General features: G+C 69.2%; 18 protein-coding genes. 7 read left to right on the top strand and 11 right to left on the bottom strand.

The window, feature by feature from the left end; all coding sequences use genetic code 11:
• The first annotated feature begins 114 nt into the window (after window positions 1-114).
• The 3 genes from E5S69_RS10060 (at window position 115) to E5S69_RS10050 (ending at window position 2,281) form a co-directional block, all read left to right on the top strand.
• Window positions 115-1,062, top strand: coding sequence for a LysR family transcriptional regulator (locus tag E5S69_RS10060; protein WP_171514514.1), 948 nt, complete (start codon window positions 115-117; stop codon window positions 1,060-1,062).
• A 174-nt stretch (window positions 1,063-1,236) separates the two neighbouring features.
• Window positions 1,237-1,656 carry a DoxX family protein gene (locus E5S69_RS10055; RefSeq protein WP_171514513.1) on the top strand — a complete coding sequence of 140 codons (420 nt, stop codon included), beginning with the start codon at window positions 1,237-1,239 and terminating at the stop codon, window positions 1,654-1,656.
• Between the two features lie 52 nt (window positions 1,657-1,708).
• Complete coding sequence (locus E5S69_RS10050; RefSeq protein ID WP_171514512.1) at window positions 1,709-2,281, top strand: DUF4136 domain-containing protein; 573 nt, start codon at window positions 1,709-1,711, stop codon at window positions 2,279-2,281.
• 12 nt (window positions 2,282-2,293) lie between these two features.
• On the opposite strand, the gene E5S69_RS10045 is transcribed toward E5S69_RS10050, so the two are convergent.
• Complete coding sequence (locus E5S69_RS10045; protein ID WP_171514511.1) at window positions 2,294-3,517, bottom strand: EAL domain-containing response regulator; 1,224 nt, start codon at window positions 3,515-3,517, stop codon at window positions 2,294-2,296.
• 246 nt (window positions 3,518-3,763) lie between these two features.
• Here E5S69_RS10045 and E5S69_RS10040 point away from each other — a divergent pair, with 246 nt between their 5' ends.
• The 3 genes from E5S69_RS10040 (at window position 3,764) to E5S69_RS10030 (ending at window position 8,357) form a co-directional block, all read left to right on the top strand.
• Window positions 3,764-7,129 carry an FtsK/SpoIIIE family DNA translocase gene (locus E5S69_RS10040; RefSeq protein ID WP_171514806.1) on the top strand — a complete coding sequence of 1,122 codons (3,366 nt, stop codon included), beginning with the start codon at window positions 3,764-3,766 and terminating at the stop codon, window positions 7,127-7,129.
• A 32-nt stretch (window positions 7,130-7,161) separates the two neighbouring features.
• Window positions 7,162-7,497: a cupin domain-containing protein gene (locus tag E5S69_RS10035; protein WP_171514510.1), complete on the top strand. Its 336-nt coding sequence runs from the start codon at window positions 7,162-7,164 to the stop codon at window positions 7,495-7,497.
• A 581-nt stretch (window positions 7,498-8,078) separates the two neighbouring features.
• On the top strand, window positions 8,079-8,357 hold the full coding sequence (locus E5S69_RS10030; RefSeq protein WP_171514509.1) for an RT0821/Lpp0805 family surface protein: 279 nt from the start codon (window positions 8,079-8,081) through the stop codon (window positions 8,355-8,357).
• Between the two features lie 199 nt (window positions 8,358-8,556).
• On the opposite strand, the gene E5S69_RS10025 is transcribed toward E5S69_RS10030, so the two are convergent.
• The 9 genes from E5S69_RS10025 to E5S69_RS09985 are packed head-to-tail and all read right to left on the bottom strand — an operon-like array spanning window position 8,557 to window position 19,201.
• Window positions 8,557-9,711 carry a CMD domain-containing protein gene (locus tag E5S69_RS10025; protein WP_171514508.1) on the bottom strand — a complete coding sequence of 385 codons (1,155 nt, stop codon included), beginning with the start codon at window positions 9,709-9,711 and terminating at the stop codon, window positions 8,557-8,559.
• Between the two features lie 56 nt (window positions 9,712-9,767).
• Window positions 9,768-11,078: an acyl-CoA thioesterase/bile acid-CoA:amino acid N-acyltransferase family protein gene (locus tag E5S69_RS10020; protein WP_236901266.1), complete on the bottom strand. Its 1,311-nt coding sequence runs from the start codon at window positions 11,076-11,078 to the stop codon at window positions 9,768-9,770.
• A gap of 11 nt (window positions 11,079-11,089) precedes the next feature.
• On the bottom strand, window positions 11,090-12,670 hold the full coding sequence (locus tag E5S69_RS10015; RefSeq protein WP_171514506.1) for an ABC transporter substrate-binding protein: 1,581 nt from the start codon (window positions 12,668-12,670) through the stop codon (window positions 11,090-11,092).
• Between the two features lie 57 nt (window positions 12,671-12,727).
• Complete coding sequence (locus E5S69_RS10010; protein WP_236901265.1) at window positions 12,728-13,798, bottom strand: ABC transporter ATP-binding protein; 1,071 nt, start codon at window positions 13,796-13,798, stop codon at window positions 12,728-12,730.
• Window positions 13,795-14,805, bottom strand: coding sequence for an ABC transporter ATP-binding protein (locus E5S69_RS10005; protein WP_171514505.1), 1,011 nt, complete (start codon window positions 14,803-14,805; stop codon window positions 13,795-13,797). Before E5S69_RS10005 ends, E5S69_RS10010 begins: the two co-directional genes overlap by 4 nt.
• The gene (locus E5S69_RS10000; RefSeq protein ID WP_171514504.1) at window positions 14,802-15,749 is read right to left on the bottom strand and encodes an ABC transporter permease; all 948 of its coding nucleotides are present in this window, start codon (window positions 15,747-15,749) and stop codon (window positions 14,802-14,804) included. Before E5S69_RS10000 ends, E5S69_RS10005 begins: the two co-directional genes overlap by 4 nt.
• A complete protein-coding gene (locus tag E5S69_RS09995; protein ID WP_171514503.1) occupies window positions 15,746-16,753 on the bottom strand; it encodes an ABC transporter permease in 1,008 nt (335 codons plus the stop codon). Before E5S69_RS09995 ends, E5S69_RS10000 begins: the two co-directional genes overlap by 4 nt.
• Complete coding sequence (locus E5S69_RS09990; RefSeq protein WP_171514502.1) at window positions 16,750-18,189, bottom strand: FAD-dependent oxidoreductase; 1,440 nt, start codon at window positions 18,187-18,189, stop codon at window positions 16,750-16,752. Before E5S69_RS09990 ends, E5S69_RS09995 begins: the two co-directional genes overlap by 4 nt.
• A complete protein-coding gene (locus tag E5S69_RS09985; protein WP_171514501.1) occupies window positions 18,182-19,201 on the bottom strand; it encodes a LysR family transcriptional regulator in 1,020 nt (339 codons plus the stop codon). The genes E5S69_RS09990 and E5S69_RS09985 overlap by 8 nt, the downstream gene beginning before the upstream one ends.
• A gap of 244 nt (window positions 19,202-19,445) precedes the next feature.
• On the opposite strand from E5S69_RS09985, the gene E5S69_RS09980 reads away from it, so the two are divergent.
• Window positions 19,446-20,900 carry a glycine betaine ABC transporter substrate-binding protein gene (locus tag E5S69_RS09980; RefSeq protein WP_216621293.1) on the top strand — a complete coding sequence of 485 codons (1,455 nt, stop codon included), beginning with the start codon at window positions 19,446-19,448 and terminating at the stop codon, window positions 20,898-20,900.
• Here the strand turns inward: E5S69_RS09980 and E5S69_RS09975 are convergent.
• Window positions 20,897-22,315 (bottom strand): PLP-dependent aminotransferase family protein, encoded by a 1,419-nt coding sequence (locus tag E5S69_RS09975; protein ID WP_171514500.1) that lies wholly within the window; start codon window positions 22,313-22,315, stop codon window positions 20,897-20,899. The two genes, E5S69_RS09980 and E5S69_RS09975, sit on opposite strands and share 4 nt — an antisense overlap.
• Window positions 22,316-22,457: the final 142 nt, after the last annotated feature.

The raw sequence follows: 22,457 nt of genomic DNA, 5'->3' as shown, positions 1-22,457 counted from the left end.
GCCATTGGTATCGGTAGTGAGGCAAAATGCAAATGATTGTTCTACCGATGCAACGCCACTGCGGGCGGCATTCCTGTTGGGATGTGGGCCGTCCGGGTGGCTCCGGAGCCATCCATGCAAGACCTCAATGATCTGTCTCTGTTCGCCCAGGTGGTCGAGCACGGCAGCTTCTCCGCCGCCAGCCGTGCCACCGGCGTGCCCAAGTCGCGCCTGAGCCGGCGCATCGCCCAGCTCGAGCGCGACCTTGGGGTGCAACTGCTGCGCCGGACCACGCGCCAGGTGCGTGTCACGCCGCTGGGAGAATCCTTCTACGAACGTTGCCGCGCCATGCTCAACGAGGCCCAGGCGGCGCGCGAGGTCATCGAGCAGGCCCGCGAGCAGCCCGGCGGCACGCTCCGGGTCAGTTGCCCGATCGCCATCGCCCAGATCCTGCTGGCGCCGGCGATCGGCCACTTCATGCGCGCCAACCCGGCGGTCCGCATCGAGCTGGAAACCACCAACCGGCGCGTCGATGTGATTGCCGAGGGCTTCGACCTGGCGCTGCGCGTGCGCGAGGTGATGGAAGATTCCAGCCTGGCGGTGCGCACCTTCGGTGAAAGCGAACTGATGCTGGTGGCCAGCCCGTCGCTGCTGGACAGCATCGGCCGGCCGCGCACGCCGCAGGCGCTGGACGGCATGCCGGGCATGGGCCAGCAGCCGCACGACGGCAAGCATGTGTGGACCTTGCGCTGCAAGACCGGCGATTCGATCCAGATCGCCTACGATCCGCGCCTGGTCACCGACGAGTTCGCGGTGCTGCGCGAGGCCGCCATCGCCGGGGTCGGCGTGGCCATGCTGCCGCGCATGTTCTGCCGCGAGGCGCTGGAGAACGGCGAGCTGGAACTGGTGCTGCCGCAGTACGACATGCCGGTCGGCACGCTGCACGCGGTGTTCCCGTCGCGCAAGGGTGTCACGCCAGCCACCCGGCGCTTCCTGGACTTCCTGGGCGAGGTGTTGCCCGAATGCGCGCACAAGGTTGGCATGCAGCAGCCGCGGCCGCCGTCGATGCACCGGGTGGTGTAGCACAGGGCACTCCGCGGCGCGGTGGCGGCCGCATCGGCGCCGCCCGCCATCGCGCATTTGCGGCTTTACGTTCACGCCGCCTCGCACTAAGGTACAGGGGCGAACCTTGCGGCGTGAGGGCAAAGGCGCATGGATCGACAAACAATACGGTAGACAACGGCAAGGAGAATGGCCATGAGTGGCTCTCAGGGTTCCCAGGACTTGGGCAAGGCGCTGCTGCGCATCGTACTTGGCGGGCTTATCCTGATGCACGGCATCGCCAAGCTGACCGGCGCGTCCGGCATCGGTTTCGTGTCGAAGGTAGTTGCCGACGCCGGCTTGCCGGCCTGGGTGGCCTACGGCGTCTACATCGGCGAAGTGGTCGCGCCGATCCTGCTGATCATCGGGCTGTGGAGCCGCCTGGCGGCGCTGGTGGTGGCCCTCAATATGCTGTTTGCGCTGGGCCTGGTGCACAGCAAGCAGTTCGGCATGCTGTCTGAGACCGGCGGCTGGGCCCTCGAGCTGCAAGGCATGTACCTGGGGGCGGCGCTGGCAGTGGTCCTGCTGGGGGCGGGCAGGCTCAGCGTGGGCGGCATCAACGGCAAGCTCAACTAGTGCTCGCGGCGGCGCGGTACGGCGCGCCGCCGTCAATTCGTGGAGAGGTATCGTGAATGCATTCCGGCAACTCTTCCCGGTTGCGGTCCCGGTCGCGGCGCTGCTGCTGTCGGGCTGCGCCAGCGTGCCCGACATCAAGACCGATTACAACCGCGCCACCGACTTCAGTGCCTACCGCACCTTCGGCTTTGTCGAGCATCCCGGCACCGACCGCGCGGGCTATGAAAGCCTGACCACCCAGTACTTCAAGACCGCGGTCCAGCGCGAACTGGGCGCGCGCGGCTACCGCTACGCGGCCCAGTCGCCGGACCTGCTGGTCAACTTCAACGCCAGGCTGCAGGAAAAGGTCGACGTCAGCCCGGCGCCCGCGCCGATGATGGGCTACTACGGCTATCGCGGCGGCCTGTATGCGCCGTGGCCCGGCTACGGCTTCTATAACGACGTCTATCGCTACACCGAGGGCACGGTCAATATCGACCTGGTCGACCGGCGCCAGATGAAGCTGGTGTGGGAAGGCGTGGCGGTCGGCAGTGTCGACACCAGCGACAAGGCCAGCGCCCAGCAGCGCATCGACAAGACCGTGGCGCAGATCTTCGCCAAGTATCCGTTCCGGGTCGGGCAGTAGCGCCGGCGGCGCTCAGGCCGGCGGCAGCGCCGCCGCGCGCTCGATCGCATCTGCGACAAAGGCCTCGGCCGGCCTGGGCGCGGACCACAGGTAGCCCTGGCCCAGCGGACAGCGCAGGGCCCTCAGCGCGGCCCGCTGGGCGTCGGTCTCGACGCCCTCGGCCACGCACTCCAGGCCCAGCTCCCGGGCCAGGCCAATCATGTTGCGGCAGATGGTGGCGCGCTGGCCGTGCCCGTCGACTTCGGCGACGAAAGAGCGGTCAACTTTCAGCTGCGTGAACGGCAGGTCGGCCAGCAGCTTGAGGGTGGCGATGCCTACGCCAAAATCGTCGATCGCTACCCCATAGCCGAGCAGCCGCAGGCGATTCATCGCGACCGACAGGGCCAGCGTGTCGGGCACCGGGTAGCCCTCGGTCAGCTCCACCGTGAAGGCGTGTCGCGGCACACCGCTGGCGCTCACCAGCGCATCGAACGATTCCAGCACGCCGGGCCGGCACAGCGTTTGCGCCGACGCGTTCAGGCCCATCGCAATCTCGACCCCGGCAGCGCGCAGGCGCTGCAGCGCCGTCACGCACTGGCGCGCGACCAGGAAGAAGACGGGGTCGGCCGCGTCCATGGCCTCGAGCTGCGGGATGAAATGGTCGGGCGGTACCAGGCCATGCTCAGGATGGCGCCAGCGCACCAGCGCTTCGGCCCCCGCCAGGCGGCCGCTGGCAATGTCGTGCTGTGGCTGCAGCATGACCAGCAGGTCCGTGCCGGCCCGGCTCGCGGCGAGCAGTTCCTCGGCATCGGGCGACCAGGCGGGCACGCCGGCCTCGGCATCCTGGCGCACCAGGGCATCGGCCAGGATCACTTCGAGCGCATCGCGCGACAGCGGCTTGCGCAGCGCGTGCACACGCGGAATGCCGGCGGCATGCGCCAGGCCGCGATTGGAATCCAGGATGTCTTCGGCCAGCGCCGTGACCCAGACCCACACCGGCGGCGTGGCGGCAAAGGCGTGCTGGCCGCGCCGGTGCAGCTCGGCGATCAGCTCCGGGCCATTGCCGCCCGGCATTTCGATGTCGCACAGCACCACGTCGAACGGCTCGCGCGCCAGCAGTTCGGCGGCCAGCGCGCCGTTTTGCGCGCTGGCGACGGTCTGCACGCCGACATGGCGCAGCAGGCCCTCGGCGGCGGTGCGCTGGAACGGGTTGTCTTCAACGACGAGGATGCGCAGCCTGGCGTAGCGGATTGGCATGGGGAGGGAAGGGCGGTGGGCCGCCCGTATGCGATCGGGTTGGCCGAATGGTAGCGCGGCGCGGTTGCGCCAACCGCGGCGAGGCCCAAAGGCGTGGTCGCGACTGCGCCCCGGAACGTCCCGTCATCGCTGCGGCAGGGCGCCTGGCACCCGCCGCGTTACGAATATTTGCGCTTTCCGATTCAATCGCTGACTGCCATAACCGCTACAATCGCTGCCCGGTGTTTTGAACATGGCATGTCGATAATGGGTTTGGGCTGGTTCGGTTTTTCGACTTTCTGGATAGTACCGCTGCTGTGGCGGCTGGTGACGCGCTGGCTGGCCGGCGAGCGGCGCCTGGCCGGTCCCGGCTCGCTGCGCGTGTGGCTGGGCACGTTGGCGGTGCTGTGCGCAAGCGCCTGCCTGGACGCGCTGACCAGCGGCGGCGATCCGGAATCGAGCGCCGGCGGCAGCGCCGGCCGCGCGCTGGCCGGCACCCTCGGCAACCTGTTCGGCTGGACCGGCGCCTTGCTGCTGATGCTGGGTGTGCTGGGCCTGGCCGCGCCGATGGTGTTCGGCGAAACCTGGCGCAGCCTGTTCGCGCGCAAGCCGCGCCGCGCCGCCGCGCCCGCCGCCGCACCGGAAGAGCCGGCGGTGTCCTTTGCGGCCACCCAGCCGCTGCGCGAGGCCGAGCGCCGTGACGCGCCGGCCGCGGGCAACGCCGGCTGGACCGCGCCCGCGCCGCGCCATCGCAGTTTTGAAGCGGTTTCCGCGCGCCGCCAGCCGGCCTGGCAGCCGCCGCGCCGCACCCGTGAATCGCCGCCGCAGCCTGGCGAGATCTGGCTGCATCATGCCGACGCGCCGGGCGCGGATAGACCGGTTCACGCCCCCCAGCCAGCACCGGGGGCCGGTGCGCCCGCCGCGCCGGCCATGCGTCCGGCCTCGTCGGCGGCACGCAAACCGGCCACGGCCACCACGCCTGCACCGGCCGCCGCCCCGCGGCCGGCACAGCCGTTGCGCGGCACCGTCGTCAGCAGCCCGTTCCGCCAGCCGCAGCCGCTGGTCCGTTCGGCGATCACGACCTTGCCGGAGGCCTCCGCCAGGGTCGCCGCCGTGGCCGCAGTGCCGGCCGCCACCATCGCCCCGGCCGAGGTTGCCGCCGGCACGCCGGCGCCGGCCAGCGCCGCGGAGAAGGCGGCCGTAGCGGTCCAGGCTGTTGCCGCCCCTGCGACTGCGCCTGCGCCCGAGATTGCCGAGAGCACCGAGAGCACCGAGAGCACCGAGAGCACCGAGAGCACCGAGAGCACCGTGGCCGCGCCGGCCAGCCCGTCCGCGCCTGTGCAAGCCGCTGGCACCACCGCCCCGGCCGAACTCCCTGTGCGGGACGGCGAGGCCACGTCGCTGGCGGCGATCCGGCAAGAAGCGCTGGACCTGCTTGCTGAATTGCAGGCCCTGGCGGGCAAGGCCGCGCCAGCGCCGGCAGCCAGCCTGGCAGCGAGCCCAACGGCCATGCCGGAAGCGTCCGCGGCCCTTGCCCAGGACGCGCAAGCTTCAACGCCAGCCGCGCTTGCGCCCCAGCCGCAAGCTGACACGGCAGCCGTATATGGCCTCGAGGGCGGTCCCGAAGCGCCGTCGGCTATTGAGGCGGAGTGCGCGCCGGACTCGGAGCTGGCGCACCAAGTCAGCGAGCCTGACGCTGACGCAAAAGCCAACACAGATGCAGACGCCGACGCCAACGCAGACGCCGTAGCCCAGGCTGTGGCCTGCTCCGCGATGGCGGAGGTTGGCGAGGCCGAGACCGATGCCCAGGCGCTGGCCCCGGCAGCAGACACCGGCACGGAAAGCGCGCCGGTGGATGGCAACGGCCTGGTCGGCGACGTGGTCGAGCCGGACGATTTGCAAGCCATCGACGCCATCGACGCCATCGACGCCGCCGATGCCGTAGCAGGCGCCGAGGCCGTCGAACCTGCGCCATGGTCTGAAACGCAACATCCGGTGGAGTCGGCGCAAGCCAGCGAGCCGCCCGCGCCGCCCGCCAAGCCCCGCATCGTGCTGCCCGCCGTGGTCGGGCGCACCGTGCCGCTGGCGGCCGTTACGCCGGCCGCGCCTGCCCCCGCACCGGCGGCCCCGCCGGCGCCGCGCCCGGTGGTCGACTACCGCCTGCCGCCGGCGGAATTGCTGGAGAGCGAAGTCGATAGCGCCGAGCAGGTTTCGGAAGAGCGCTTGCGTGAAACCGGCGAACTGATCGCGCAGCGGCTGGCCGAATTCAAGGTTCCGGTCGCCGTGGTCGGCGCCGGCGCCGGCCCGGTGATCACCCGCTTCGAGGTCGAGCCCGCCATGGGCGTGCGCGGCGCCCAGGTGGTCGGGCTGATGAAGGACCTGGCGCGCGCGCTGGGCGTGACCTCGATCCGCGTGGTCGAGACCATTCCCGGCAAGACCTGCATGGGGCTGGAGCTGCCCAATGCGCGCCGGCAGATGATCCGGCTGTCGGAGATCGTCAACGCGGCCTCGTTCCAGGCGCACCATTCGCGGCTGGTGCTGGCGATGGGCAAGGACATCACCGGCAATCCGGTGGTGACAGACCTGGCCCGCGCGCCGCACCTGCTGGTGGCCGGCACCACTGGCTCCGGCAAGTCGGTGGCGGTCAACGCCATGATCCTGTCGATGCTGTACAAGGCCACGCCGGAAGACGTGCGCATGATCATGATCGACCCCAAGATGCTGGAGCTGTCGGTCTATGAGGGCATTCCGCACCTGCTGGCGCCGGTGGTCACCGACATGAAGCAGGCCGCGCACGCGCTCAACTGGTGCGTCGGCGAGATGGAAAAGCGCTACAAGCTGATGTCCGCGCTGGGCGTGCGCAACCTGGCGGGCTACAACCAGAAGATCCGCGCCGCGGAGGCCGCCGAGCAGAAGGTGCCGAACCCGTTCTCGCTGACGCCGGACGCGCCAGAGCCGCTGTCGCGCCTGCCGATGATCGTGGTGGTGATCGACGAACTGGCCGACCTGATGATGGTCGCCGGCAAGAAGATCGAAGAACTGATCGCGCGCCTGGCACAGAAGGCGCGCGCCGCCGGCATCCACCTGATCCTGGCCACGCAGCGCCCCTCGGTGGATGTGATCACCGGCCTGATCAAGGCCAATATCCCCACGCGGGTGGCGTTCCAGGTGTCGTCCAAGATCGACTCGCGCACCATCCTCGACCAGATGGGCGCAGAAAGCCTGCTCGGCCAGGGCGACATGCTGTTCCTGCCGCCTGGCACCGGCTATCCGCAACGGGTGCACGGCGCTTTTGTCGATGACGACGAAGTGCACCGCGTGGTGGAACACTGGAAGCAGTTCGGCGAGCCGGACTACGATGAAGCCATCCTCGCCGGCGACCCGGCCGAGGCCGGCAGCGCCGACCTGTTGGGCGACAGCAGCGGCGATGGCGAAGCCGACCCGCTCTACGACGAAGCCGCCAGCTTTGTGCTGACCAGCCGCCGCGCCTCGATTTCCGCCGTGCAGCGCCAGCTGCGCATCGGCTACAACCGCGCGGCGCGCCTGATCGAGCAGATGGAGGTTGCCGGGCTGGTGTCACCAATGGGCCGCAACGGCGCGCGCGACGTGCTGGCGCCGGGGACGGGCGACTAACGGCTTTCACGGCCACGATCCAGGGAGGCAGCATGCAGCCTGAACACGGAAACCTGCTGGCCGATGTGCCGGCCGGCGCGGCGCAGGAGATCTTCCAGCCGCTGCTGGAACGGCCCGGGCTGCGGATCGAACGCATCGTCTCCAACGGCCAGGCCAGCCCCGAAGGCTTCTGGTACGACAGTGCCGAGGCGGAATGGGTGCTGCTGGTCAGCGGCAGCGCCGCCATCGAGATCGAAGGGCAGCCCACGGAGCATCGCATGAAACCGGGTGACTGGCTGCGCCTGCCGGCCCACTGCCGGCATCGCGTGGCCTGGACCGATGCCACGCAGCCCAGCATCTGGCTGGCGGTGCATCACGCTGCCGGCTGAGCGGTTCGATCCCGGTCACGGTCAGCCTTCAGCAGCTTGAGCCGGGGCCACCCGTCATTTTTTGGCCTGTGCGTGGCCGTGGTGCCCCTCAATACTGGTACGTCAGCTGGACACCGCCCGTGACGCCGGCGGTATGGAAGGCGGTCGGCTTGTAGACGGGCATGCGGATGAATTGACCTCGACAGCTTGCGTGCTGTTGCATTGCACCAAAACCGCCTTGCGCGCGCCTTGTGGAAGGAACTGGAAAGTCTGAGAAGACAGGTCGGACGGTAGTCGTTTGTGTGGAGTGGCCTATCGACGGCTTGCTATGTCGGTTAAAGCCGTAGAAGCCGCCGGTGCGCGCCGCCCGCAAGAGATTTCCCTATGCGTGTCGTCGGAGTCCTCATAAATTGAAGGATCAGGATCTCTTCGCTCCATGTTGCATCAGCGGACGCTTGCCACCCGCAATGAGGATCACTGCCATGTCTAGGAAACCAATTCCCGTTCTGATGGCACTTGCTCTCTGCGCGGCTTTGGGCGGTCGCGCTACCTCCGTGGAGGCATACTTCGAACATCCACTGAGCGGAACCGTTATTGGGAGCATGAACAAAGCCGAAAAAGATGAACTGCTGCGAGCTATCAACACGTTGCTCGACAACGGGAAGGACCGCACGGCGGCTCCATGGAACTACCCTGCCAAGGGTTCACGCAAGGAAATCAAGGGCACGCTAACGCCCCTTAAGACAAAGACGGATCAGGGGCAGTCTTGTCGGCAATTGAATGTCCGCCTGCAGCGTGCCCAACAGAGCGGGAACTGGACGGGATGGTTCTGCAAACAAAGCGACGGCCGTTGGCTTTCACGCAGCGTTTCCCGGGACTAGCCGCGTGCAGAGCCCCATACAACTCGTCAACGCCAAGTTATGCCCCAGGGCGCAAAGGACAAGAATAGGTAGGCTGCCAATACAGCCAGGTGCACGATACCCGGCAGGACATTGGTGCGACCCATGCCCGCGGTGCGGGGCAGCACGCTGCAGCTGGCGAGGGCTGCAGCCTATCCTCCGGCCGCAGCCCCCTGACGGTTTATTCCCCGGTCTGCTCCGGGAACACCGGCTCACCCAGGTTCAGCATCAACCGGTTCGCCCACGCGAAGATTGCGACAGAGTGGATCAGGTCCAGGATCTCCGCATCCGTGAGGCCCACGTCGCGCAGCGGCTTAATTTGCCCGGCAGTGACTTGCGCCGGCTGTTCGGTCAGTTCGATCGAGAACCTCGCAATGGCCTGTTCGCGCGCGGTGGTGCCGGCGGTGCGGGGATCGTCGAACACCTGGCGGATCACGTCGTTGCGCTTGGCGAGTTGCTCGAAGCGCTGCGCGTGGACCGATGCGCAGTAGACGCAGCCGTTGATGCGGGACACCACCGTGCTGGCCAGTTCGCGTTCGGCGCGCGGCATGCCGCCGGGGGCATACATGATGGCGTTGAAGGCGGTGGAGCGCTGGCGCAGGATCTCGGGCTGGTGCACCAGGAACAGGTAGTAGTCTGACACCTTGGCCTTGGGATGGCTTTCCTCCAGCACCGCGATCTGCCCGGGCGTGGCGCTGTCGATCCGGACCACATCCAGCCAGGCCTTCCAGTCCAGCACTTCATTGGTGAAGCCATGCGCGCGGATCGGGTTCGGCAGCATGGTGCCGGCCGTGGCGGGCACGGCCTTGGTGGCCGGTTCGCCGGCGCCCAGTGCCTGCATTGCCTTGAGTCCGGCCACCAGGCGCACCTGGTAGGACAGGAAGGCGACCAGTTGCGCCAGCGTTACCACATCGGGTGTGGCAAGGCCGGACGCGGGCAGGGTCTGCAGGGCGGCCTGGTCGCCTTCCACCGGGCGCTCGCTCAGCGTGCGGGTGAACACCAGAATGGCGCGCAGGCGGGCGTCGGCCAGCGTGTCGGGGTTGCCCTGTTCAGCCACGGTGACCAGTGCTGCGTTGGCCTCGATCGCCTGCAGGCGCGCGCGGTAGTGGGCCACCAGGTCGGCGGCGCCGGCCAGGCGGGCGGCGTAGAGCGCGACCAGCAGGCGTTCGGTGAGCGTCAGGCCAGGCAGGGCGGGATCGAACAGCCCGTCGTAGCTGCCCTGGGTGGACGCCACCACCTTGTCGCGCGCGTGACGCAGCGTGTGGATGGCGGAGCCGGCGGCAAGGCCGGCGACTTGATCCACCACGTCGGTGGCGGCAGCGTTGACTTGGGTCATGCGAAGACTCCCGGAGTGTCGAAGGATGTGTTGTCGTGTGGGCTCGGCCGTGAGCGTCAGTCTGCGGCGGCCTGCTGGCGCGCGGCCACGGCCCGCGCGAGGAATGCGCGTACCCCGCGCCAGGACGCCTCATCGGCGCCGGCATTGGCCGCGGGCGTGCCACCCGTGGTGCTGATACGGCGGGACACCGGATGCGCGTAGACCGCCTGCGTGGTCGGCACGTAGGGGAACAGGATCGCATGGCCGGCGTCTTCGAAGTCAAGGTGCTCGACCGGATACGGATGGCCGGCCTCGGCCAGCTTGTCGGCAACCATGCGTGAATACAGGCTGGACGGCCATGAGCCGTCGTCGGTGCCGGACAGCAGCATTACCGGCCCGCGGATGTGCTCGACCCGGATGCGGGCGCGCGCCACGGCGTCGGCATTCTTCAGCGCGGTCAGGATGGCGCGCTCGTGCCGGTGTGGCGCCGGGCCTTCATCGAACGGCGCCCAGCTGGCGTCGGGGTTGTTCTCCCACACATGCGGCAGCGGCTTGCCATGGTGCAGCCAGGCCGCACCCTCGCGGCCGATGGCCGGGTCGGCGGCATTCTGCGCACTGTGCACCACCGCGCCCGGCACGTAGCCGACCACCGCCGACACCAGGTTGGGAAAGGTCGCGCCCAGCAACAGCACCAGTTCGCCGCCGCGCGACTGTCCGGACAGCGCGATGAAACCGTGCGCGGGTTGCAGTTCGCGATGCATCCATTGCAGGCCGCGCTCAAAGTATTCCAGCGGCGTGTTGGAAATGTAGTCCGACAGGCCCGGCGCCTTGAAGTAGCCCAGCGCCAGCGCGGCATAGCCATGCGAGGCATAAAGCGCGGCGCGCGGTTCGTTGATGCCGCCGCCGGAGCCGTTGAGCACCATCACCGCCGGATGCGGGCCGGGGCCTGGCGGGCGGTAGAGCGTGCCGACCAGCCCGTCCGCGCGGATGTCCTCGCGCACCACGCCTGGCGCGGCGAGGCGCTGCACCAGCTCGCCGCGCGCTTCGCCGCCGGCGGCACTGACGGTGATCCCGGTCAGCAGCGGCCGGGTGGCATCCGCATGGAACAGGTCGCGGCTGTCCGATGCCAGCGGGCGTTGCGCCCACAGCAGGCCCATCGGCGCCACGCCGCTGTAGGTGCCGCGCACCGGCGCGTCGCGCTCCAGGTCCACGCTGCCGTCGCTGGCGGCAATGAACTCGGCCTGGCTGGCCCAGGCGACGTCGCGGCCGCGCACGGTGCGCGTGCTGACGGCCACGGTCTCGCCGGGTTGCAGCCCGGTGATGGCGATGCGGCGCGGCACGTCGATCAGCGCATCCGCAGGCGTGACGGCAAGGGTGGGGACGGTCATCGTGGCCATGCTCACTTGCCCGTGCGCGTCACCATCATGGCGGCGGTGCGGTCGCTGGTCATCGGCGCTACCTTCAGGCCCTTCTTCGCCGCCCAGATGTTCTGGTAGTGGTATAGCGGCAGCACGCCCACGTCATCGGACACCAGCTTGACCGAGCGGCGCAGGATGGCTTCGCGCTTGCCTATGTCGAACTCGGCGGTGGATTCCTCCAGCGCGCGGTCCACGGCCGGGTTGCTGTAATGGCCCCAGTTGGATGCGCCCAGGCCTTTCTTCGCGTCCACGGTGGCCAGCACGTTGACCAGCGCATAGCTGGCCTCGCCGGTGCCGTTGCCCCAGGCCAGCATGCTGACCGCGTACTCGTTCTTGTTGGCGCGGCCGGAGTAGACCGACCAGGGCACCACCTCCACCTGGGTCTTCACGCCCACGCGGGTCCAGAACTGCGCCACCGCCTGCGCCGTTTCCGGGCCCTGCGGGTAGCGGTCGTTAGGGGCATGGATGGTCAGCTTGAAGCCGTCGGGAAAACCGGCCTCGGCCAGCAGCTTCTTCGCCTGGGCGGGGTCATAGGCAATGTCCTTGACCTCGGGGTTGTAGCCAAAGGTCCCCTTGGGCATCCATTGATTGGCTACGGTGGCGGTGTTCTGCAGGATGCGGCCCACCACGGCTTCGCGGTTGATGGCCAGCGACAGCGCCCGGCGCACGCGCACGTCAAGCAGCGGATTCTTGTCCAGCGGCTTGCCGGCGTTGTCGGTGATGTTGGGGTTGGGACCCGGCTTGAAGCTCGGCTGCAGCAGCATCACGCGCAGGCCGTTGTAGGGGAACACGCTGACGCCGGGCGACTGCTTGAGCTTGGCGAGGTCAGACACCGAGACCTTGTCGATCACGTCCACGTCGCCGGACAGCAGCGCCGCGGTGCGCGCCGGGCCGTTGTTGATATAGCGGTAATTGACCTGTTGCCAGGTCGGCTTGCCGCCCCAGTAGCCGTCATTGCGCGCCATGATCACACGGTCGCCGGGGGTGTAGGAAACGAACTTGTAGGGGCCGGTGCCCACCACCGCGCGGCCCGCGTTGTAGTCGTCGGTGCTGGCCTTGTCGCCCACATGCTTGCTGACGATGTGCACGGAGGCCAGGTTCAGCGGCAGGTCGGGGTTGGCAATATTGGTCTTGACCAGCAGCGTGTACGGGTCTTTCGCGGTAGCGGATTCGATGGTGCGCAGGTAGCCCGAGAACGAAGCCACGCTGCCCGGCACGTTGCGCGCGCGCTGATAGGAGAAGACCACGTCCTCGGCGGTGAAGGGCTTGCCGTCCTGCCATTTGACGTCGCGGCGCAGCTTGAACTCCCAGGTCTTGTCGTCCAGGGCCTTCCATGAGAGCGCCAGCCCAGGCTGCAGCTTGTTGTCCTTGTTTTCGACCAGCAGGTCCCAGAAGTGCAGGTCCACCGAGCGGTCACCGGCGTGGTTGTTCAACTGGGGGTCCAGCGACGACAGCGGATCGGCAAAGCCGATCGTCAGCGACTGCGCGGATGCCACTGCCGCGCCGGCGCAAAGCACGGCGGCCACGGTGGCGCGCAAGGAGAAGGACAGCGAGCGTTTCATGGGGCGATTCCTCGGGGCGGTTTCTGGAATGGGCGGGCAATAAGAGGGCATGCGGCGTCAGCCATCGTTGAGATGGCAGGCGCTCAAATGGTTGACGGCGATGCCGCGCAGCCTGGGCACCTCCACCGCGCAGCGCGGCATCGCATGCGGGCAGCGCGGGTGGAAATGGCAGCCGGCCGGCGGCTCCAGCGGGCTGGGGATCTCGCCGCGGATTGCGGTGAAGGTCTTGTGGCGCGCGTCCAGGCGCGGGATTTCAGCGAGCAGCGCCTGCGTGTAGGGGTGGTTGGGGCGGCGGAAGATCTCAGGAGTCGGCGCGCTTTCAACCACGCGGCCCAGGTACATGATCATCACGCGATCGGAGATATGTTCGACCACGCCCAGGTCGTGGCTGATGAACAGGTAGCTCAGGCCCAGCTGCTCGCGCAGGTCCATGAACAGGTTCAGCACCTGGGCCTGGATCGACACGTCCAGCGCTGCCACCGCCTCGTCGCATACCAGCAGTTCCGGCTGCACCGCGAGCGCGCGGGCGATGCCGATGCGCTGGCGCTGGCCGCCGCTGAACTGGTGCGGGTAGCGCTGGCGCAGCCGGGGGTCCAGGCCGGCACGCTGCAGCTGCGCGCTGACGTAGTCGTCGAAGCCGGCCGCATCCACCAGCCCTTGCAGGCGCGCGCCCTCGCCAACGATGCGGTCCACGCGCAGGCGCGGGTTCAGGCTGGCGTAGGGGTCCTGGAACACCATCTGGATTTTCAGCCGCAGCGCCTGTCGCGCGGCGCGGTCCAGGCTGGCCGGACTGCGGCCGTCGATGCGGATCTCGCCGGCGGACGGGTCGAGCAGGCCCGCGATCATGCGCCCCAGCGTGGACTTGCCACAGCCGGATTCGCCCACCAGGCCGAGCACCTCGCCGTGCTTCAGTTCCAGGTCCACGCCATCCACGGCGTGGGTGATGCGCGCGGGTTCGGACCAGCCCAGGCGTGCCAGCGCTAGGCCGATGCGCCCCGGCTTGCTCTCGCCAAAGCGCTTGGCCAGCGCGCGCGCTGACACCAGCGGCGGCCTGCCGCTTGCCGCCGCCGGCACGGATTGCGGGTGGCCCGCCTGGGCGGGATGCAATTCGCGTTCGCTGACGGTCATGCCGGCTCCATGCTGGCGGCCAGCTGGCCGGGGTGGAAGCAGCGCACCTGGCGCAGCGGCGCGGGGGTGCTGATGGCGGGCGCTTCAGCACACGCGGCGCTGGCGCGTGAGCAGCGCGCGGCAAACGCGCATCCGGGCGGCAGCGCGGCCAGGTCGGGCGTCATCCCGGGAATCTGCCGCAGCCGCTGGCCCCGCGGGTTCAGGCTCGGCAGGCTGGCAATCAGGCCGGCGGTGTAAGGGTGCAGCGGATGGTCCAGCACGTCGTCCACGGGGCCTTGCTCGACGATGCGCCCGGCGTACATGACCGCCACGTCATCGGCGAGGCCCGCCACCACGGACAGGTCGTGCGTGATCCAGATCAGCGCAGTGCCGTGCTGGCGTGCCAGCGCCTGAACTTCCGAGAGGATCTGCGCCTGGATGGTGACGTCCAGCGCCGTGGTGGGCTCGTCGGCAATGATCAGGTCGGGCCGGTGCAGCATGGCGATGGCGATGGCCACGCGCTGGCGCATGCCGCCGGAGAGCTGGTGCGGGTAGGCCAGCAGCCGTTCGTCCGGGCTCGGGATGCCCATCATGCCCAGCGTGTCGCGGGCCAGCTCGCGCGCCTGCCGGTGGCTGGCCTTGCCGTGCGCGCGCACCGCCTCGATCATCTGCGCGTCAATCCGCATCACCGGGTTCAGCGTCATCATCGGATCCTGGAAGATCATGGCGATGCGGTTGCCCTGCAGCTGGCGCAACTCGGCCGGGCGCATGCGGGTCAGCTCGCGGCCCTGGAACAGGATCTCGCCACCGGCGATGCGCCCCGGCGCATCCACCAGCCCCATGATCGAGAAGCCGGTGACCGACTTGCCCGAACCGGACTCGCCCACCAGCCCCAGGATGCGGCCGCGGGCCACGGCGAACGAGACATCGTCCACCGCCCGCAGCGCGCCGTTGCGGGTGTCAAAGTGAGTGCGCAGGTGGCGCACTTCCAGCGTGGGGGGAGCCGATGGCGTGGCGGGCGCGCTCATTTCTGCAGCCTCGGGTTGAGGACGTCGCGCAGGCGGTCGCCCACCAGGTTGATGGCCACCACGGTCAGCAGCAGCGCGATGCCGGGGAAGAAGCTGATCCAGTACTCGTCGGACAGCATGAACTGATAGCCATTGGCGATCAGCAGGCCGAGCGAGGGCTCGGTCACCGGCACGCCCAGCCCGAGAAAGGACAGCGTGGCCTCCAGTGTGATCGCGCGCGCCACCTGCAGCGAGCCGATCACGATCAGCGGCGGCATGCAGTTGGGCAGTATGTGCCCGACCACGATGCGCCAGTGCGCGATACCTTGTCCGCGCGCGGCTTCCACGTATTCGCGCCGGCTTTCCACCAATGCCTGGGCGCGCGCCGTGCGGGCGTAGTAGGCCCACTCCAGGATCACCAGCGTCAGCACCACATTGCCCACGCCCTTGCCCAGGAAGGCCAGGATCATCATCGCCACCAGGATGGACGGGAACGACAGGAGCAGGTCCACGGTACGCATGATCAGGCTGTCCACGCGCCCGCCGGCATAGGCCGCGAGCAGCCCCAGCAGGGTGCCGAGCACGCCGGCCAGCGCTGCCGAGCCGACCCCCACCACCAGGCTGATGCGCAGGCCGTAGAGGATGCCTGACAGGATGTCGCGGCCTTGCCCGTCGGTGCCGAGCCAGTAGCTGTAGGTGCCGGCACCGTTGGCGCTGCCGGGCGCCAGGCGCGCGTCCATCACGTCCAGTTGCAGCAGGTCATAGGGGTTCTGCGGCGTGATCCACGGCGCCAGCAGCGCGGCGAGCACCAGCAGCACGAGCACCCCCAGCCCGAACACGGCGGTGCGCGAGGCGAGGAAATCGGCCGCCACGCTGCGCCATGGCGATTCGCGCCGCAACGCTGGCGCCGGTGGGAGAGCAAAATCCGCGGCCGGCATGGCGCCCGTCTTGTCGCTGGCGTTCATGCCGCGCCCTCCAGTCGCACGCGCGGATCGAGCAGTTTGTAGAGCACGTCGACGATCAGGTTCAGCGTGACGAACAGGCACACCACGACCACCAGGTAGGAGACAATCACCGGCCGGTCCAGTGCGTTGATGCTGTCCAGGATCAGCTTGCCGGCGCCGGGCCAGGCGAAGATGTTCTCGGTCACCACCGCGAAGGCGATGGTGGAGCCGAACTCCAGGCCCAGCACCGTCACCAGCGGGATCATGGTGTTGCGCAGCACGTGGCCAAGCACCACGCGCTGCGGCGACAGGCCCTTGGCGCGCGCGAACCTCACCCAGTCCTGCGGCAGCACCTCGCGCACGCCGGCGCGCGTCAGGCGCAGCACCAGCGAGACCTTGAACAAGGACAGGTTGATGGCTGGCAGGATCATGTGGCGCAGTCCGTCGGCGGTCAGCCAGGACCAGGGCACGCCCAGCCATTCCGCAGTGGCGCCGCGCCCGCCCGAGGGCAGCCAGCCCAGCCGCACGCTGAAGGCCATGATCAGCATCAGGCCGACCCAGAACGTGGGCAGCGAGAAACCAACGATGCTGCCGGTCATCAGCACGCGCGACAGCGGGTGCTCGGGATACAGCCCCGCGAACAGCCCCAGCGGCACGCCCACCAGCACGGCCAGCAGCAGTGCCGCCACCGCCAGTTCCAGCGTGGCCGGCAGCCGCTGCAGGATCAGCTGGATCGCCGGCACGTTATAGACGAAGCTGTTGCCCAGGTTGCCGTGCAGCGCGCCGTTGAGAAAGCCCAGGTATTGGCGCCACAACGGCTGGTCCAGCCCCAGCGCGGCGATGGTGCGGGCGCGGTCGACCTGGTCAACGTCCTGGCCGATCAGGATGTCGACCGGATTGCCGATGGCGTGCAGCCCGGCGAAGACGATTACCGTCATCACCAGCACCACCGCCGCCGCCTGCAGCAGGCGGCGCAGCAGCCAGCGCCAGGGCCAGCGGGTGAGGGCGCCCCTCAGGGTTCTCATGGCGCCGGCGTCCATTCGTCGCCAAACACTTCGGGCTCGGCATAGGCTTCCAGGTTGGCGAAGTGAATCTCGACGTCTTCCTGGTACAGCAGGCCGGCAATGCCCTGGCCCAGCCGGCGCGCGCCGTCGCTGATGGCCGGGATGTCGCCCGACACCGTGCCGTGCGACAGCGCGGCCGGATAGCAGAAGCAGTGGATGCGCGACAGCCCGGGGCAGGCGCCGGGCGTCTTCTCGATGAACTCGAACGCAGGGCCCAGGTCTGGCGAGTCGGCCAGTTCCTGGTCTTCCTGGCCGGGGCGGGGCGTGTAGCGGTCGCGCCAGTAGCGAACCTGCGCGGCGAAGGCAGCGAACTCGGGCCTGGTTTCCAGTGCGATGCGGAAACCGGTGGAGAACACCAGGAAGTCCAGCTCGAACACGCCTTTGGGCGTCAGCACGCGCACGCCGTCGCCATGTGGCTCGATCGCTTCGATCGGACAGCCCAGGTGGAAGCGCGCGTTGGCATGGCGCGAGACCCGCAGGGTGCTGCCGCGCGGGGGCGGTACCTGCTGCGCGTTGATGTAATGGCGGATGCGCCATTTCCATTCATCGGACAGCATGGGATGGCCGTGGACCAGGCCGGGACTGCCCGCGCCCTTGCCCTTGTTGACACGCGGGATGTCGGCGCGGCGGATCAGCATTTCCACGCTGGCGGCGCCGGCTTCCAGCGCGGTTGCCGCGCTGTCCATGGCCGACGCGCCCGCACCGACCACGCCTACGCGCTTGCCGCGCAGCGAGGCATAGTCCATCTCGTCGGACGAATGCGCCCACAGGTGGCGCGGCAAGTGGTCCGCGATTGGCGGCACGTAGGCACCGCCCAGGCCATCGCGGCCGGTGGCCAGCACCACGCGGCGGGCCAGCACCGTCCGCGGGCCGTCCGGGGTCTGCATTGACAGCGCTACCAGCCCGTCCGGGCGCGGCACGATGGCATCGACCTGGTGGTTGTTGCGGATATCCAGCGCCAGCACCAGGCGGTACCAGCGCAGGTAGTCCATCCATTGCAGCCGGGGGATCTTGTCCAGCGCCGCCCAGGCGGCTTCGCCGAATTGCGCTTCGAACCAGGCGCGGAAGGTCAGCGCCGGCAGGCCCAGCGCGGGGCCGGTCAGTTGCTTGGGCGAACGCAGGGTTTCCATGCGCGCGGTGGTGGCCCAGGGCCCTTCAAGGCCCGCCGGCGCACGGTCGAACGCCCGCACGCGGATGCCGAGGTGCGTCAGCGTGGCGCAAGCAGCCAGTCCGGCCATGCCGCCGCCGATGACGGCGACGTCGAGGACTTCCTGGCCGTCCTGGATGCGCGGCACGGTCCAGGTCCTGGCGGGCAGTTCCAGCCAGGACAGGTCCTGGCGCAAACGCGCTTCGAGCGCGGCCAGGCCTGCGGGGGTGGGAGAGGAGAGGTCAGTCATGGCTTGGGAGTCCGGCGTCTTGTGTGAGCTTGTCAGTGTCGTCGCCGGCATCGCCGGCATCCCCATAGAGCGATTGCAGCAGCGCGCCATGTTCGGCGGGCTCGCGCCGGACCAGGTCGGGCAGCAGCCCCGCGGCGGCATCGGCCACGGCCTGCACCAGCCCCAGCACCGCTGTGCTGGCCGGCCGTGCCTGCGGCGTGATCACGCCGAAGTAGAAGGGAATATCCGCATCGATGGGCCGCACGGCGATATCGGTCAGCGGCAGCCCGCGCGCGGTCACGGGTTCCAGCACGGCGATGCCCAGCCCGGCGCGCACCAGGGTGAGCGCGCTGATCGAGGTGTTGGTGTCGATCACGCCAGCCTCCGGCACGCCGGCGCCGGCCAGTGCCCGATCGACACGGCGCCGCAGCCGATACGGGTTCTGCATGGTGACGATGCGGCGCCCGCGGCAGTCCTGCAGCGCGATGGCCGGCTCTCCAGCCAGTGGGTCGTCGGCACGCACCGCCGCCACGCAGGCAGACTGGCCGATCCAGTGCACGGTCACGCCGCGGTGTTCCAGCGGCAGGCTGTTCAGGCCGATATCGGCGGCGCCGGTCAGCACCGCGTGCACCACCTGTTCCGGGGAGACGCTTTGCACGGCTACGCGCTCGGGCGCGCACAGCCCGCGCTCAAAGGCCAGCGCTAGTGCCGGCGGCAGCAGGCCGGCCGCCAGAGCCGGGGTTGCGGCAATGCGCAAGGGGCGGCCATCGCCGCGCGCCAGCGCCGCGGCGCGTGTGCGGATCTGCTGCATGCCGGCCAGTGTCTGCTCCACTTCGTCGTAGAGCAGGAAGCCTTGCTCGGTCGGGCTGACGCGCGGGCCGCTGCGGGTAAAGAGGGCAAAGCCAAGCTCGGCCTCCAGTTCCTGGATCAGTCGCGTCATGGCGGGCTGCGAGCGGCCGAGCAGCCGTCCCGCAGCGGTGACGCTGCCGGTGGTGACTACCGCGGCGAAGGCTTCCAGTTGCCGGATTTCCATGGGGCGGACGCGGGGGGCTTTGTATGTGTAATCTGGATTCTGATGCCTCAAGCATGCAGATAGCAAATACTATTTTTGGATAAGGACATGCGGCAGCTATGATGTAGCGATGCCGGGCGCACACCGGCCCACCATCGGGACAGACGCTTTGGCTTGGATCCGTGGCAGTCGCCAGAAAGGGAGTGCAGGGCGTACGCTATGGCACGCATGGGCCTGGGTGCTGGCCGCGGCACTCGCCGGCGTCATGCCGGCGCGCGCGGCCGACCCGCTGCGCGTCGGCTCCAAGCGCTTCACCGAGTCATACATCCTTGGCGAACTGCTGACCCAGGCCGCAGGGCCGCCCGGCACGGCGCAGCACCAGCCAGGGCTGGGCAATACCGCCATTGTTTTCGAGGCGCTGAAGGCCGGCAGCATCGACCTCTATCCGGACTACACCGGCACGCTGGCCGCGGAGATCCTGAAGCTGCCGCCCGGCGCCGGGCTCGATGCCATCCGGAGCGCGCTGGCGCCGCTGGGCCTGGGCGCCGCGATTCCGCTTGGTTTCGAGAACACCTATGCGCTGGCCGTCTCCGATGCCCGCGCCGGCAACCTGCGCCGGCTGGGCGACCTGGCGGCACAGCCGCAATTCAGGCTTGGCCTGTCCCATGAGTTCCTCGGGCGCGCCGACGGCTGGCCGGGGCTGGCCAGCCGCTACGGCCTGCCGCAACGCCCGGTCGGCCTGGACCACGGCGTCGCCTATGAGGCCTTGGCCGCAGGGCAGGTCGATGCCATCGACATCTATTCCACCGACGCCAAGATCCGCAAGTACAAGCTGCGCGTGCTGGAGGACGACCGGCATTACTTCCCGCGCTACGACGCGGTAGTGGTCTACCGCCTCGACGTACCGCAGCGCTTCCCGCAGGCCTGGCAGGCATTGGAGCGGCTGGCCGGGCGCGTCCATGCCGACGACATGATTGCCATGAATGCTGCGGCGGAGATCGATGGCCAGCCGTTCGACGCGATCGCGCGCGCGTTCCTGACCGGCACTGCGGGGCAATCGGCAACGCATGGCGGCGCCAAACCGCGCGGCCGGCTGGTGGCCGCGCTGTTCGGGCCCGACACCGCGCGCCTGGCGCGGCGCCATGTCGCGCTGGTCGCGGGCGCTGTGGGGGCCGCGACGCTGGTGGGCGTGCCGCTGGGGATGCTGGCGGCGCGGCGGCGCCGCACCGGCCAGGCGGTGCTGGGCGCGGTCAGCGTGCTGCAGACGGTGCCGTCGCTGGCCTTGCTGGCGATGCTGATCCCGCTGCTGGGGCGTATCGGCGTGTGGCCGGCGATGGTGGCGCTGTTTCTGTATGCGCTGCTGCCGATCGTGCGCAATACCGCCACCGGCCTGGAGCAAGTGCCGCAGGGCATGCGCGACGCGGCGCGGGCGCTGGGCTTGCGCGGCGGCCAGGTGCTGCGCTACGTGGAGCTGCCGCTGGCCTTGCCGGTGCTGCTGGCCGGCGTCAAGACCGCGGCCATCATCAGCGTGGGCACGGCAACCATTGCGGCGTTCGTCGGCGCGGGCGGTTTTGGCGAGCGCATTGCCACCGGGCTGGCGCTGAACGACACCGCGCTGTTGCTCGCCGGCGCGATCCCGGCCGCGGTGCTGGCATTGGCGGTGCAGGGCGCGTTCGAGGCGCTGGAGTGGGCGCTGCGCCGCCATCGCGGCGCGCGCTAGCCGGCGTGCTGCTGCGCGATGAGCCGTCCGAGGGTGGCCACGGCGGCCTCGGCCTCGTCGTTCCACAGGTGGCCGTAGTTGAGCCGGATGCAGTTGCGGTAGCCTTGCCGCGCCGAGAAGATCGGTCCCGGCGCGATGCCGATGCCGGCTTCCAGCGCGGCATGGTGCAGCGCCAGCGCGTCGAAGCCGGCCGCGAACTCCACCCACAGGAAATAGCCGCCCTCCGGCCGCGACACGCGCACCTCTTCGGGAAAGTGCTGGCCGATCGCGTCGATCATGCGGCCCTGCTGCATCTCCAGCACGTGGCGCAGCTTGCGCAGGTGCTTGTCGTAGCCGCCATGCTGCAGGTACTCGGCCAGCGCCACCTGCGCCGGCACGCCGGCCGACAGCGTGGTCATCAGCTTGAGCCGCTGGATGGCCTCGCCAAAGCGCCCCGGCGCCACCCAGCCGATGCGGAAGCCGGGCGCCAGGGTCTTGGAGAACGAACTGCAATGCATCACCAGCCCCTGCGTATCGAAGGCCTTGGCCGGCAACGGGCAGCGGTTGCCGAAGTACAGTTCGCCATAGACGTCGTCCTCGATCAGCGGAACCTGGTGGCGTGCGAGCAAGGCCACCAGCGCCTTTTTCTTGTCTTCCGACATGCTGGCGCCAAGCGGATTCTGGAATTGCGTCATGAACCAGCACGCCTTGACCGGATGGCGCGACAGCGCCGTGTCGAGCGCGCCCAGGTCGATGCCTTCGGCGGGGTCGACCGGGATCTCCACGGCCTTGAGCCGCAGCCGCTCCAGCGCTTGCAGCGAGGCATAGAAGCCGGGCGATTCGATCGCGACCACGTCGCCCGGCTGGGTGACCGCCATCAGGCACAGGTTCAGCGCCTCGAGCGCGCCATTGGTGACGACCAGGTCTTCCGCGGGCTGCGGCGCGCCCGCGCCCAGGTAGCGCAGCGCGATCTGGCGGCGCAGCGCGGCATTGCCGGGCGGCAGGTCGTTGACCGAGTACCAGGGATCGAGCGCGCGGCCGGCACGCGCCAGCGACTTGCCCAGCCGCTCCCACGGGAACAGCTCCGGCGACGGGAAGGCCGAGCCGAACTGCACCAGCTCGCGGTCGCGCGCGCCTTCCAGCACGGCGAACACCAGCTTGGAGATGTCCACCTGCGTCGATACCTGCCGCGACGGGCGCGCCTGCGGCTGCGGCAGCTCGCGCCGCGCGGGGCCCGCCACGTAGTAGCCGGAACGCTCGCGCGCCCGCACCAGCCCCCGTTCTTCCAGCCGGTAATAGGCCTGGAACGCGGTCGACGGGCTCACCCCGTACTGCGCCACGGTCTTGCGGATCGAGGGCAGGCGCGTGCCCGGGGGCAGGCTGCCGTTGCGGATATCGGCGGCCAGGGTTTCGGCGAGGGCTTCGTACCGTTTCATGGTTGGGGCCGTGGGATGGTCGGGCAGCGGCGGTGCAAGGATTATCGCCCGGGCCCGTCCAACTGATACGTAATTTTTCCAGTTATCTGATGCTGGTATGGCCGGCAAGGACGGCCCATAATCGGCATCTCGTCCACGCAGG

The organism is Cupriavidus necator (assembly GCF_013141915.1).
Classification (GTDB): domain Bacteria; phylum Pseudomonadota; class Gammaproteobacteria; order Burkholderiales; family Burkholderiaceae; genus Cupriavidus; species Cupriavidus necator_B.
Note: the sequence above shows the minus strand (reverse complement) of the source record. Positions and strands in the feature narration are given on the sequence as shown.